This window comes from Pectobacterium sp. CFBP8739 (assembly GCF_013449375.1).
Taxonomy (GTDB): Bacteria; Pseudomonadota; Gammaproteobacteria; order Enterobacterales; family Enterobacteriaceae; genus Pectobacterium.
Genome location: NZ_JACDRR010000007.1, coordinates 36,370 through 48,800, shown reverse-complemented (window position 1 = coordinate 48,800; position 12,431 = coordinate 36,370). Strand labels below are relative to the sequence as shown.

14 protein-coding genes are annotated in these 12,431 nt (G+C 54.1%); 3 read left to right on the top strand and 11 right to left on the bottom strand.

Annotation, left to right across the window (positions count from 1 at the left end; genetic code table 11):
- The 3 genes from H0247_RS06205 to H0247_RS06195 all read left to right on the top strand — a co-directional run bounded on the left by H0247_RS06205 (position 1) and on the right by H0247_RS06195 (position 3,164).
- Positions 1-1,362, top strand: coding sequence for a 6-phospho-alpha-glucosidase (locus H0247_RS06205; RefSeq protein ID WP_180741765.1), 1,362 nt, complete (start codon positions 1-3; stop codon positions 1,360-1,362).
- Positions 1,363-1,465: 103 nt separating this feature from the next.
- On the top strand, positions 1,466-2,335 hold the full coding sequence (gene sseA / locus H0247_RS06200) for a 3-mercaptopyruvate sulfurtransferase (protein WP_180741764.1): 870 nt from the start codon (positions 1,466-1,468) through the stop codon (positions 2,333-2,335).
- Between the two features lie 40 nt (positions 2,336-2,375).
- Positions 2,376-3,164: a MurR/RpiR family transcriptional regulator gene (locus tag H0247_RS06195; protein WP_180741763.1), complete on the top strand. Its 789-nt coding sequence runs from the start codon at positions 2,376-2,378 to the stop codon at positions 3,162-3,164.
- Between the two features lie 159 nt (positions 3,165-3,323).
- Here the strand turns inward: H0247_RS06195 and sseB are convergent, their stop codons facing one another.
- The 11 genes from sseB to trmJ all read right to left on the bottom strand — a co-directional run bounded on the left by sseB (position 3,324) and on the right by trmJ (position 12,404).
- Positions 3,324-4,118 (bottom strand): enhanced serine sensitivity protein SseB, encoded by a 795-nt coding sequence (sseB, locus tag H0247_RS06190; protein ID WP_180741762.1) that lies wholly within the window; start codon positions 4,116-4,118, stop codon positions 3,324-3,326.
- A gap of 53 nt (positions 4,119-4,171) precedes the next feature.
- The gene (pepB, locus tag H0247_RS06185; protein ID WP_180741761.1) at positions 4,172-5,479 is read right to left on the bottom strand and encodes an aminopeptidase PepB; all 1,308 of its coding nucleotides are present in this window, start codon (positions 5,477-5,479) and stop codon (positions 4,172-4,174) included.
- 214 nt (positions 5,480-5,693) lie between these two features.
- On the bottom strand, positions 5,694-5,894 hold the full coding sequence (gene iscX, locus H0247_RS06180; RefSeq protein WP_010280073.1) for a Fe-S cluster assembly protein IscX: 201 nt from the start codon (positions 5,892-5,894) through the stop codon (positions 5,694-5,696).
- 21 nt (positions 5,895-5,915) lie between these two features.
- Complete coding sequence (gene fdx / locus H0247_RS06175) at positions 5,916-6,251, bottom strand: ISC system 2Fe-2S type ferredoxin (protein WP_005970171.1); 336 nt, start codon at positions 6,249-6,251, stop codon at positions 5,916-5,918.
- 1 nt (position 6,252) lies between these two features.
- A complete protein-coding gene (hscA, locus tag H0247_RS06170; RefSeq protein ID WP_180741760.1) occupies positions 6,253-8,103 on the bottom strand; it encodes a Fe-S protein assembly chaperone HscA in 1,851 nt (616 codons plus the stop codon).
- 75 nt (positions 8,104-8,178) lie between these two features.
- On the bottom strand, positions 8,179-8,697 hold the full coding sequence (gene hscB / locus H0247_RS06165) for a co-chaperone HscB (protein ID WP_180741759.1): 519 nt from the start codon (positions 8,695-8,697) through the stop codon (positions 8,179-8,181).
- Between the two features lie 70 nt (positions 8,698-8,767).
- Complete coding sequence (iscA, locus tag H0247_RS06160) at positions 8,768-9,091, bottom strand: iron-sulfur cluster assembly protein IscA (protein ID WP_010307854.1); 324 nt, start codon at positions 9,089-9,091, stop codon at positions 8,768-8,770.
- Between the two features lie 80 nt (positions 9,092-9,171).
- The gene (gene iscU / locus H0247_RS06155; RefSeq protein WP_005970177.1) at positions 9,172-9,558 is read right to left on the bottom strand and encodes a Fe-S cluster assembly scaffold IscU; all 387 of its coding nucleotides are present in this window, start codon (positions 9,556-9,558) and stop codon (positions 9,172-9,174) included.
- Positions 9,559-9,582: 24 nt separating this feature from the next.
- The gene (locus tag H0247_RS06150; protein WP_180741758.1) at positions 9,583-10,797 is read right to left on the bottom strand and encodes an IscS subfamily cysteine desulfurase; all 1,215 of its coding nucleotides are present in this window, start codon (positions 10,795-10,797) and stop codon (positions 9,583-9,585) included.
- 267 nt (positions 10,798-11,064) lie between these two features.
- Positions 11,065-11,559, bottom strand: a complete 495-nt coding sequence (iscR, locus tag H0247_RS06145) for a Fe-S cluster assembly transcriptional regulator IscR (RefSeq protein WP_180741757.1) — start codon at positions 11,557-11,559, stop codon at positions 11,065-11,067.
- A gap of 119 nt (positions 11,560-11,678) precedes the next feature.
- Positions 11,679-12,404 (bottom strand): tRNA (cytosine(32)/uridine(32)-2'-O)-methyltransferase TrmJ, encoded by a 726-nt coding sequence (gene trmJ, locus H0247_RS06140; RefSeq protein ID WP_180741756.1) that lies wholly within the window; start codon positions 12,402-12,404, stop codon positions 11,679-11,681.
- Positions 12,405-12,431: the final 27 nt, after the last annotated feature.

Sequence of the window (12,431 nt, the reverse complement as noted above, 5' to 3'; positions counted from 1 at the left end):
ATGACGACACCCCCATTCATTCTGACCATTGCCGGCGGCGGCAGCACCTATACCCCAGGCATCGTAAAGAGTCTGATGGTACGTCTCGCGGATTTCCCGCTGGCAGAGATTCGTTTGTATGACATCGACGGCCTGCGGCAGGACATCATCGCGCCGGTGGTGGAAAAGGTCATTCGCGACCACAGTGACAGCATCGTTTTTACCGTCACGACCGACGCGGAGACCGCGTTTAGCGGCGCCCACTTTGCTTTTGCCCAGATGCGTGTCGGGCAGTACAAGATGCGCGAGCAGGACGAGAAAATCCCGCTACGTCACGGCGTCGTTGGGCAGGAAACCTGTGGCCCCGGCGGACTGGCCTACGGCCTGCGCACCATTCTGCCGATGGCTGAGCTTATCGATCTGGTTGAGCGCTATGCGCATAAAGAGGCGTGGATCGTCAATTACTCCAACCCTGCCGCGATCGTTGCCGAAGGCGTACGCCGCCTGCGTCCTAACGCCCGCGTTCTGAATATCTGCGACATGCCGGTTGCCGCGATGCGTAACATTGCCGCCGTGCTGGGCGTCGATCGTCACGACATCACGGTGGACTATTTCGGGCTAAACCATTTTGGCTGGTTTACCCGCGTGCTGGTCGATGGCATCGATCGTATGCCGGAACTGCGCGAACACATCGCCCGCTACGGCCTGCTGACCGCCGATGCCGCCGATACTGACCCACAACACGCCGATCCATCGTGGGTGAAAACCTGGCGCAACATCAAACCCATCATGGATCATTTCCCTGAGTTCGTGCCGAATCCGTATTTGCAGTATTACCTGATGCCGAATCAGATCGTGGAACATCAGGATCCTGACTACACGCGCGCCAATGAGGTGATGGACGGGCGTGAGAAGAAGCTGTTTGCGGCTGCCGCCAGCTACAAAGAAACCGGTATTCTGTCGGATGCGTTCCACGTTGGCGTACACGGCGCGTTCATTGTTGATGTCGCCTGCTCGCTGGCGTTCGATCTGCGCCAGCGTCATCTGGTGATCGTCGAGAATAAAGGTGCCATCGCCAATCTGCCGTACGACGCGATGGTGGAGGTGCCCGCCTATATCACCGCACAAGGGCCGGAGCCGGTGCGGATGGGGAACGTACCGCAGTTCCATCGTGCCTTACTGGAACAGCAGTTGGCGTCCGAACAATTGCTAGTAGAAGCCACGCTGGAAGGCAGCTACGAGAAGGCCTTACAGGCGTTTACCCTGAACCGTACCGTGCCGACGATGCAGCACGCCAAAGCCATTCTGGATGAGATGATTGAAGCCAATCAGGATTACTGGCCGCAATTAAAACAAGCATATAGAGACGGTATCGCCCAATAATCTGCGACTTGTCGGATGAGGAAAAATCGCTGACAATGAATCTACCATTGCACATCAATGGTAGATTCGGGGCTGAATTCGTCGGCCCCAACGTGGAGGATCTATGTCAGCATCGTCTTCTGATTTGCCCGTTTCTCATGAGCGGTTTGTTTCCGCAGACTGGCTTGCCAGCCACCTGAATGACAGCAGTATCACACTCATTGATGCCCGCATGCTGCCGCCGGGCAATACCACCCGTGATATTCATGCCGAATACCGCGCCGGCCACCTGCCTGGCGCGGTTTTTTTTGATATTGAAGCCTTATCCGATCACAGCACCGATCTGCCGCATATGATGCCAACTCGCGAAGACTTCGCGCGGGCGATGGGCGAACTGGGGATCGATAATCAGCAACATCTGGTGATTTATGATGAAGGCAATCTCTTCTCCGCACCGCGTGCGTGGTGGATGTTGCACACCTTCGGCGCGACATCCGTTTCCATTCTGAGCGGTGGGCTGGCGGGCTGGACAGCGCAGAATCTGCCATTGGAACAGGGCGATGTGACGCCAAAGCCAACCACGTTTCACGCCACGCTGGATGAAAGCGCGATTCGCTCACGCGACGACATGCTCTCCATCAGCCGGGATAAGTCAGAACAGATTGTCGATGCCCGCCCCGCTCCGCGCTTTCATGCCGAAGTGGACGAACCGCGTCCCGGCCTGCATCGCGGCCATATTCCCGGCAGCCTGAACGTGCCGTGGACCGATTTAGTACATAACGGTGCGCTGAAACCCAACGCTGAACTGGCAACCATTCTGCATAAGCATGGGGTGGATTTCACTCGCCCTATCGTCGCTAGCTGTGGCTCCGGCGTCACCGCATCTGTCGTGGTACTAGCGCTGACGCAGTTAAATGTCCCGAATGTGACGCTGTACGACGGTTCATGGAGTGATTGGGGTAGCCGCGATGATGTTCCGATTGCGCGTGATTAATCCCGTTAGGTATTTTATTGCCGTCAATCAGGGGTAGCGGGTGGATAATCGGCTGGCATCTTTAATGCAGCACGGTCAGGTGCTGACGCGTGCGGAATACCGCGTGCTGGCTTTTATCGCCGAACATTCGTCGCTGATAGGCAAAATTACGGTGCGTGAGCTGGCACAGAAGACCTACGTTTCCACCGCCACCATCATGCGGCTGTGCCAGAAAATCGGCTTTAGCGGCTACAGTGAATTCATTTATCACTGTAAAACGCTGCTCACGGATAATCCGCGGCTTTCCCCCTCACCCGTCGCCACGCCTGATGACGCTTCGCTTCCCGATGCTTTCCTGCATTTTGTCGACAATTACCGCCGCACATTTGCCTACATTAGCCATCAGGATAGAGCGACGTTCAGCGCTCTCCTGCGACAGAAAAGCCACTTTTTCCTCTATGGAGCGGGGTTCTCTCACCTGTTTGCCGAATATTTGGCAAAGAAGCTACAGGTGTTGGGGAAAGATGCGTTCTCTTCCGGGCTAGGAGACAGCCGAGGCATTTTTCTTAATAACGCACCGAAATATCAGGTGTTTATCGCCATCTCCCGCAGTGGAGAGACCGAACAAGTGTTGGATAAGGCGCGTATCGCCAAAAACATTGGCATGAAGGTGATCGCGTTTACCCGAGCGTCGTTGAATTCATTAGGCGAGTTGGCCGATTTACACTTCCGGCTCTACGATGATGCGGTTCACTATGCGGCGGAGGCCGGCGAAATTAGCTCATTTGAATCGAATTTGGTGATGCTGATTGATTTACTGTTGTTGCAGGCAACAGCGGAAAAATCGTAATCCGCTGTCGCCTCTATCAAATTTATATACCCTATATACCCTAAATAATTCGAGTTGTGTGAAGGCGGCAACCGCACGAATCCCCAGGAGCTTACACAGGTAAGTGACTGGGGTGAGTAAGGGCAGCCAACGCACAAGCAGCTTGAAGTATGACGGGTATCAGGCGTTGCCGGTGGCCTTAAACTCCCTCAGGAAACTCCCCCACTTGCGTTCGTAGAACGGCGTGGTGTGCTTAATCATGTAGTGGCTGATCCCCGGCTCACCTTCTTTCACCAAACACAGATCGACAGGACGCTCGTCCGGCAAGGTATCACTGGCGACGCTGCCCGCTTCACGGATGATGGTTTCTTCATCCTGATCGACATCAATCCCAATCAGCAGGTGGGGCTGTTCTTCGTCCGGCTCCTGAATCTGCGCCAGAAACGCCCGTTTTACATGGCGATGCTTGGTAAACAGCTGCGTCAGGGAATCAATCATCTGTGCTGGCATCTCGGCTGGCTGACTCAGCAAGACCTGCATCTCTTCTTCGACGATACGCTGCTGAACAAAACCGTGACCTTCGCCAGACAGAATATGTTCAATTTCCTGCGGCAAAAACTCTTTGCCATACGGCAGTTTAGGATTGAGGAACAGCGTGACACCCTGTGTCATTTCAAACAGCGAACGCGTCGGTAGAGCCAGAAAAGACGCTTCTTCCGTAATCACGCTCTGCAATGCTTCCAGAGAAGAAAAGAAGGGAATAGCAGACGAGCCATCGTCTTTTTCCCAGTGCTGGATGTTCACACTACTGCCCGCGTGCAACACCACCTCACCGGATTCATCCCCGTCATCAGTCGTGCCCAGCACAAACACCGTGGCTTCCATCAGTTCACTGAAAAATTCTGGACGATGCGCGGGTTCCGTTGCAGCCAGAATCAGCACTTCTTCCAGTTTATTACGTGGCGAAAACTCCATACTTTCCTCAACATGATTACGTTAAAAAACCGACGCTTTAAGACCTGAACCGATTACTTGGCGTTGCTCAGCAGGAGATTCGCCAGCGTGCGAACACCGAGCCCGGTAGCGCCCGTCGCCCACTGATCTACCGCGCCTTTACGGTACGTCGCGGAACAGTCAATGTGCAGCCAGCCTTGCTGGTAATTTTTCACAAAGTGCGACAGGAAAGCCGCGGCCGTGCTGGCACCGGCGGTGTGTGCACCGCTGGCAATGTTGTTCAAATCCGCGAAGCTGGACGGCAGATGGCTGCGGTGGAACTCTTCCAGCGGCAAGCGCCAGAACGGCTCGTTTTCTTCTGTCGCGCTTTCCTGCAATGCCGCCACCAGCTCATCATCGAAGCTGAACAGCGCATGATAGTCGTTGCCCAGCGCCATTTTTGCCGCGCCCGTCAGCGTTGCACAGTCAATAATCCACTGCGGATTCTGCTCGGAGGCATCAATCAGACCATCCGCCAACACCAGACGCCCTTCCGCATCCGTGTTCATGACTTCAACCGTCTTGCCGTTGCGGTAACGAATGATATCGCCCAGTCGGAACGCATTGCCGCTCACCATGTTGTCTGCACAGCACAGATACAGCTTCACACGCTGTTGCAAACCGCGTGACACCGCCAGCGCGAGCGCGCCCGTCAGCGTGGCCGCACCGCCCATGTCTGATTTCATGGAGTCCATAGAGCCGCTAGGCTTCAGGCTGTAGCCGCCGGTATCAAACGTAATCCCTTTACCCACCAAGCAGGCGAACACCGGTGCATCTGCGTTACCCGTCGGGTTATAGTCCAGCGCCAGTAGCACCGGCTGACGTTCAGAACCGCGGCCGACCGTGTGCAGACCGGCATAATTTTGCTCACGTAGATCTTCACCTTTGGTGATGCGGTAGCTGATGGCGTCACAGGCAACATCACACAATAAATCGACTGCGCGGGTTGCCAACTGCTCTGGCCCCAAATCTTCAGCAGGCAGGTTAATGGTGTCACGCACCCAGTCCACAATCTTCAGGCGATCGTTCAGCTCTTTCTTGTCGGCGTCGTTCAGCTCAGCCCACTCAACCGTTCTTTGCCCTTTCGGCCCGCGATACCCTTGCCAGAATGCCCAGCTGTTTGCCAGATCCCAGCCTTCACCGGCTAACTGAACGTGTTTAATTCCCTGCCCATCAATTTTGCGGGCAGCACGTTGGATCACCGCCAGTGCAGCTTTGTCATTCAGGGACGCCCCTACATGAATGGTAAAACCCTGCTCATTCACACTCAGCGTCGCTTTTTCTCCCCAGCGCGCGTCAGCAGGTTGAGTGGAGAGTGAAATCAGCATGGTATTGTTCGTCATAGTGCTTCTCCGATAATAGGTATTCCTGCCACTTTTCATGTTTGCAGGTGGTGTTCATATTTACAGACGTTCTGCTTCTCAATACGTGTTTATAAACGCTCTCGCTTATAAATACTCGGTTTGCAGATAAATAAACGGTGCATCATGACATGAAAATGTTACGAATTTTGGCACGAGAATAAAACGGGCCACCCAAGGCAGCCCCGTCATGTTTCTATTCTGCTTCATCTAACCAGACCAGCAGGATCGCTTCCAGAATTTTTTCATTGGAAGCATCAGGTCGATCGTCAAACTCATCCAGTTCACAAATCCACTGGTGCATATCCGTGAAACGCACGGTTTTCGGATCGAGATCGGGAAACTGATCGTAAAGCGCTTCACCGATAGCTCGGCTGTCTGTCCATTTTAATCCCATCGCGGTTTATCCTTATTCAGATCAATGCTCGCGTGCATGGTTGATCGTATAGCGCGGGATCTCGACAACCAGATCGTCCCCGGCGATACGTGCCTGACAACCCAGACGACTTTCCGGCTCCAGCCCCCAGGCCTTATCCAGCATGTCGTCTTCTTCTTCCGTGCTTTCCGCCAGCGAGTCAAACCCTTCACGCACGATGCAGTGGCAGGTGGTGCAGGCACAGGATTTCTCGCAGGCGTGCTCAACATCAATACCGTTACGCAAAGCGACTTCCAGAATGCTTTCACCGCGTTCCGCTTCCAACACCGCACCTTCAGGACACAGATCCTGATGCGGTAAAAAAACTATCTTAGGCATGTTACACCTCATCCACAGAATGGCCTGCCAGCGCGCGACGGATAGAGGCATCCATACGACGAGCCGCGAATTCCTGGGTTTGTTGATCGACTGTTTTAATCGCGGCTTCAATCGCCACGGGATCGCTGCCCTGCATCATCGTGTACAGGTGTTCGGATGCCGCGACAATGATGCCTTTTTCGTCATTGCTCAATAACTCGGCGTCGGCCACCAGCGCGCTTTGCAAACTTTCCAGCACGCGTGCCGCTTCCACTTTTTGCTCTGCCAGACGACGCGCACCGACATCTTCCTTCGCATTCAGCATCGAATCGGTGATCATCGTGGCGATTTCCGTATCGCTCAAACCGTATGACGGTTTAACCTGAATAGATGCCTCGACGCCCGTCGATTTCTCCATCGCCGTCACGCTCAGCAGGCCATCCGCATCGACCTGAAAGGTGACACGAATGTGGGCGCCGCCAGCAGGCAGCGACGGCAAACCACGCAGCGAAAAACGGGCAAGCGAACGGCAATCCGTTACCATTTCACGCTCACCCTGCAAGACGTGGATCATCATGCCGCTCTGGCCGTCTTTGAAGGTGGTGAATTCCTGTGCACGCGCAATGGGAATCGTGGTATTGCGCGGAATGATTTTCTCCACCAATCCGCCCATCGTCTCCAGTCCCAAGGACAAAGGGATGACATCCAGCAGCAGCATTTCACCGTCCGGCTTGTTGCCCACCAGAATATCCGCCTGGATCGCCGCGCCGAGCGCCACGACTTTGTCTGGATCGATCGATGTCAACGGTGTACGGCCAAAAAACGTGCCGACTTGTTCGCGCACCAGTGGAACACGCGTCGATCCGCCCACCATCACGACTTCCAGCACGTCTTCTGGCGTCAGTCCCGCGTCTTTCAGCGTGCGACGGCAGGACAGCAGCGTACGTTTCACCAGCGCAGCAATCAGCGAATCAAACTGCTCGCGGGTGATCTCACCCTGCCAGCCAGCAACATCCACACGCACCGACTCGACGCTGCTGAGTGCAACTTTAGCCTTCACCGCCGCGTGGCGAAAGGCATGATCCAACTGGCGATCGTCACGATCGTGAATGCCCGCCTGCTCACGCAGCCACTCCGCCAGCAGATGATCGAAATCATCACCGCCCAGCGCAGAATCCCCGCCCGTTGCCAGCACCTCAAAAACGCCGCGGCTCAGGCGCAGAATGGAAATATCAAAGGTGCCGCCGCCCAGATCGTAAATAGCGATCACGCCCTCTTTACCGGAATCCAGCCCGTAGGCAATCGCGGCAGCGGTCGGTTCATTCAGCAGGCGCAAGACGTGCAGCCCAGCCAGACGCGCTGCATCTTTGGTGCCCTGACGCTGTGCGTCATCGAAATAAGCGGGAACGGTAATCACCACGCCATCCGGCACGCCGCCTAACGCCGCTTCCGCACGCGCAGCCAGCGCGGACAAAATATCCGCCGACACCTGTACAGGATTGAGGTTGCCAGCCGAGGTATGAATCAACGGCAGGCCGTTATCGCTGGCATGAAAGTGATACGGTAAATGCGGGTAGCGTTGCTGAATATCATCCAGAGAGCGCCCCATCAGACGTTTGACTGAGCTGACGGTATTTTCCAGATCGCGGGCAGCATTATCGCGCGCGTGCCAGCCGACACTGTGACCATCGTGACGATAGTGAACAACCGAGGGCAGCAGGTCGCGCCCATCGCTATCCGCTAGCGTCTGAGCTTCACCGCTGCGTACGGTGGCAACAAGAGAATGGGTGGTGCCTAAATCAATACCGACAGCCAGACGGCGCTGGTGCGGTGCGGCACTCAGGCCAGGCTCACTAATTTGTAATAAGGCCATATTGAGCTTCCATCAATTGGCTAGCGAAAAATCCAATCTGGCAATAGCCATCGGGTTTCCCGCCGAATTAACCCGTTATTTGTCCAGCAGTTGTTCTTCGAGTGCTTCAACTTGTTGCTGGAGCTTGTCTAAAAAGCGTAGCTTGCGCACGCTGTCTGCGGCGTCTGTCCACGTCTCACTATTGAGTTCATCACGCATCTGCGAACGGCGTTTGACGATCGTTGCCTGCAACCGCGCAGAAAACGCGGCTAGCGCCTCATCCGCATCCGATCGCTGCGAGATCGCATCCAATTTTTCGCGCAGTTCCAGTTGTTCCATCAGGAATGCCGTATCCTTCATCGTATGCTGTTCGTTGTTCACATCAAAACCGTGCAGCGACAACATATACTCCGCGCGTTTCAGCGGATGCTTGAGCGCCTGATAAGCATTGTTGATCGTCGCCGCCTGTTGCACCGCCAGCATACGCTCGCGCTCTGGGCTGGCAGCATAACGATCAGGATGGAACTGACGTTGCAGTTCCTGAAAACGAGATGCAAGCAGGCCGCCATCCACATCATAGCGAATCGGCAGTCCGAATAACGTAAAGTAATCCATAGTGGTACTCAGGGAGTGCTGGGTAGCAGTGCCGATCATTCACTGACAGGACGCGACTACCCAAGAGGGGTCAGACGTTGAAACTTTCGCCGCAACCGCATTCGCCGGAAATGTTAGGATTATTGAACTTAAAGCCTTCGTTCAGCCCTTCTTTGACGAAATCCAACTCGGTTCCGTCAAGATAAACCAGGCTTTTACCGTCCACGATAACTTTGACGCCTTTGTCTTCAAAGACTGTATCGCCGTCGTTCAAATCATCAACAAATTCCAGCACATACGCCATACCGGAACAGCCGGATGTCCGTACGCCAAGACGCAGCCCAAGGCCTTTGCCCCGGTTTGCGATGAAAGCGCTCACGCGTTGTGCCGCACTTTCGCTCAGAGAAATCGACATACTGTTACCTCGATCGTTCGCCACCTCGACGGGAACAGGCACCGAGAGCCACGGTGCCCCGCCGAGTTCAGCCGCAGAGATTACTGCGCGTCGCGTTTACTTTTATAATCCGCAATCGCTGCCTTGATAGCGTCTTCCGCCAGAATGGAGCAGTGAATTTTCACCGGCGGTAGCTCAAGCTCTTCGGCAATCTGCGTGTTCTTAATCGCTTCTGCTTCATTCAGCGATTTGCCTTTTACCCACTCAGTGACGAGCGAGCTGGAGGCAATGGCAGAACCACAACCGTACGTCTTGAAGCGGGCATCTTCGATGATACCCTCATTGTTGACTTTTATCTGCAACTTCATCACATCGCCGCACGCTGGCGCGCCGACCATGCCGCTGCCGATAGAAGGATCGGCGTTGTCAAATGAACCCACGTTGCGTGGGTTTTCATAGTGATCAATTACTTTTTCGCTGTAAGCCATGATAGTCGTCCCCGATCTGGTGAATTAATGATGCGCCCATTCGATGCTGCTGATATCCACGCCCTGCTTGAACATTTCCCACAGCGGAGAAAGATCACGCAGACGACCGATGGATTTACGCACCAACTCGATGGTGTAGTCGATCTCTTCTTCGGTGGTAAAACGCCCCAGCGAGAAACGGATCGAGCTATGCGCCAGCTCATCATTCATGCCCAGCGCACGTAACACGTAGGAGGGCTCCAGACTGGCCGACGTACAGGCAGAACCGGACGATACCGCCAGATCCTTGAGCGCCATAATCAGCGATTCACCTTCAACGTAGTTAAAGCTGACGTTCAGAATGTTAGGTGCGCCCTGCTCGATATCACCATTCAGGTAGACTTCTTCAATATCATTAATACCGTTCCACAGACGATCGCGCAGCGTGCGCAAGCGATCCATTTCTGCGGTCATCTCTTCTTTCGCGATGCGGTAGGCTTCGCCCATACCGACAATCTGGTGCACAGGCAAGGTGCCAGAACGCATGCCGCGTTCATGGCCGCCGCCGTGCATCTGCGCTTCGAGACGAATTCGGGGTTTACGACGAACATACAGTGCCCCGATCCCTTTCGGCCCATAGATTTTATGGCCGGAGAAAGACATCAGATCCACTTTTAACTGGTTGAGATCGATAGGTAGCTTGCCTACGCTCTGCGTGGCATCGACGTGGAACACGATACCGCGACTGCGGCACAGATCGCCTATCGTTGCGATATCCTGCACAACACCGATTTCATTATTAACGTGCATGATGGAAACCAGAATGGTGTCCTCACGCATTGCGGCTTCGAGTTCAGCCAGATCGATAATGCCGTTACGCTGCGGAGCCAGATAAGTCACCTCGAAGCCTTCGCGTTCAAGCTGACGACAAGTATCCAGCACGGCTTTGTGCTCGGTCTTACTGGTGATGATGTGCTTACCCTTCTTCTGATAGAAGTTGGCAACACCTTTAATCGCGAGGTTATCGGCTTCGGTCGCGCCTGACGTAAAAACGATTTCACGTGGGTCGGCACCGACCAATTCAGCAATTTGGTTACGGGCGATATCAACCGCCTCTTCCGCTTGCCAGCCAAAACGGTGGGAACGGGAAGCCGGGTTACCGAACGTACCGTCCAACGTCAAACACTGCATCATTTTCTCAGCGACGCGCGGATCAACTGGCGTGGTGGCTGAGTAGTCAAGATAGATAGGTAACTTCATTGCTCATAAACTCCGTACATCACTTCAAAACGTACAATGCGTTTTGTTTTATTGACAGGCTGTTTATACCCGCAACCTCTCGGGCCAATGCAAAAAATCTGACGATGTTATCGTTGGCACACTTTATCGTCGGAACACATTATCGTCATAACACGCCGTGATAGTCGGGCTAGCACCAACGCCACATTGGACAATGTGGTCAGAATTATGCGGCTATCAGAAAGGCAAAACGTGACGAGTAAAAGTGCTCGTCACGTTGAAGGTGGATCAGGCGCGCAGGTTAACGTTGATCGTTTCCTGAATACGTCCGTTAGCGGTGCGGCGAATATCCGCATCCTGACGATCCGCCACATCCAGCACTTCCTTATTGTTCACCAGTTCATCCAGCGTGATGTTATTCAGGAAATCAGTGATACGGTCGCTCAGATCGCGCCACAGCGTGTGCGTCAGGCAGCGATCGCCACCCTGGCAGCCTTCACGACCCTGACAACGCGTGGCGTCAACGGATTCGTCGACAGCAGAAATAACCATGCCGACAGCGATTTCATTCGCGTTTTTACCCAGCAGATAACCGCCACCTGGGCCACGAACGCTGGCAACCAGTCCATTCTTACGCAGGCGTGAAAACAGCTGCTCCAGATAAGACAGTGAAATACCTTGGCGCTCAGAAATATCCGCCAATGGAACTGGCCCTTCCTGGGAATGCAGAGCCACATCGAGCATGGCGGTAACGGCGTAACGGCCTTTGGATGTCAGTCTCATGATAGTGGTACCTGTAGGTAAAACATGTATTATGGAAACATGTATTGACAGAACATACCGCGAGTCTGACATTCCTGAGTGTTTTAGTCAACTATTTAACCAAGTAAAATACTCAAGTATTATTCATCGTGTGTTTTTTGTACCGAACTCAGTATTCCACGCAGGATGTTAAGTTCCTGAGCTTCAGGTCTGGCGCGGGTAAACAGGCGACGCAGCTTGTTCATGACCTGCCCCTGGTGTGCTGGCCGGATAAACCCGGTTTGCAGTAATGTCTGTTCAAGATGCTGATAAAACCGCTCCAGATCGTCAACCAGCGGATACGGGGATTCTTCGTGTTTCGGCTGCCCAGCCTGTAACCGATCCAAATGTGCGATGCGCACTTCATAAGCGATAATCTGTACTGCCATCGCCAAATTGAGCGAACTGTATTCAGGGTTTGCAGGAATCGCCACATGGTAATGGCATTTCTGAAGTTCATCATTCGTCAACCCCACGCGTTCACGCCCGAACACCAGCGCCACCGGTGCGTGCTCCGCTTCCTGCGCGCTGCGAACGCCGCACTCACGCGGTTCCAACATCGGCCAGGGTAAGGTTCGGGAACGCGCGCTGGTGCCAACGACCAGGCCACATCCTTCGAGCGCCTGATCGAACGAATCAACAATGGTGGCATTGCCGATAACATCGCTGGCACCTGCCGCCAACGCAATGGCCTGTGAATCAGGCTTAACCAACGGGTTGACCAGATAAAGTTTGCTTAACCCCATGGTTTTCATCGCTCTGGCCACTGACCCCATATTACCAGTGTGCGACGTTTCAACCAGAACAATGCGAATATTGTCTAACATATGAACTCTGTTGTGCGAATAGATAGA

Coding starts and splice junctions, on each gene's coding strand:
- pepB (WP_180741761.1), bottom strand. CDS start 5,479: ATGACGAACAATACCATGCTGATTTCACTCTCCACTCAACCTGCTGAC.
- hscB (WP_180741759.1), bottom strand. CDS start 8,697: ATGGATTACTTTACGTTATTCGGACTGCCGATTCGCTATGATGTGGAT.
- iscA (WP_010307854.1), bottom strand. CDS start 9,091: ATGTCGATTTCTCTGAGCGAAAGTGCGGCACAACGCGTGAGCGCTTTC.
- iscU (WP_005970177.1), bottom strand. CDS start 9,558: ATGGCTTACAGCGAAAAAGTAATTGATCACTATGAAAACCCACGCAAC.
- iscR (WP_180741757.1), bottom strand. CDS start 11,559: ATGAGACTGACATCCAAAGGCCGTTACGCCGTTACCGCCATGCTCGAT.
- H0247_RS06150 (WP_180741758.1), bottom strand. CDS start 10,797: ATGAAGTTACCTATCTATCTTGACTACTCAGCCACCACGCCAGTTGAT.
- sseB (WP_180741762.1), bottom strand. CDS start 4,118: ATGGAGTTTTCGCCACGTAATAAACTGGAAGAAGTGCTGATTCTGGCT.
- trmJ (WP_180741756.1), bottom strand. CDS start 12,404: ATGTTAGACAATATTCGCATTGTTCTGGTTGAAACGTCGCACACTGGT.
- fdx (WP_005970171.1), bottom strand. CDS start 6,251: ATGCCTAAGATAGTTTTTTTACCGCATCAGGATCTGTGTCCTGAAGGT.
- sseA (WP_180741764.1), top strand. CDS start 1,466: ATGTCAGCATCGTCTTCTGATTTGCCCGTTTCTCATGAGCGGTTTGTT.
- hscA (WP_180741760.1), bottom strand. CDS start 8,103: ATGGCCTTATTACAAATTAGTGAGCCTGGCCTGAGTGCCGCACCGCAC.
- H0247_RS06205 (WP_180741765.1), top strand. CDS start 1: ATGACGACACCCCCATTCATTCTGACCATTGCCGGCGGCGGCAGCACC.
- iscX (WP_010280073.1), bottom strand. CDS start 5,894: ATGGGATTAAAATGGACAGACAGCCGAGCTATCGGTGAAGCGCTTTAC.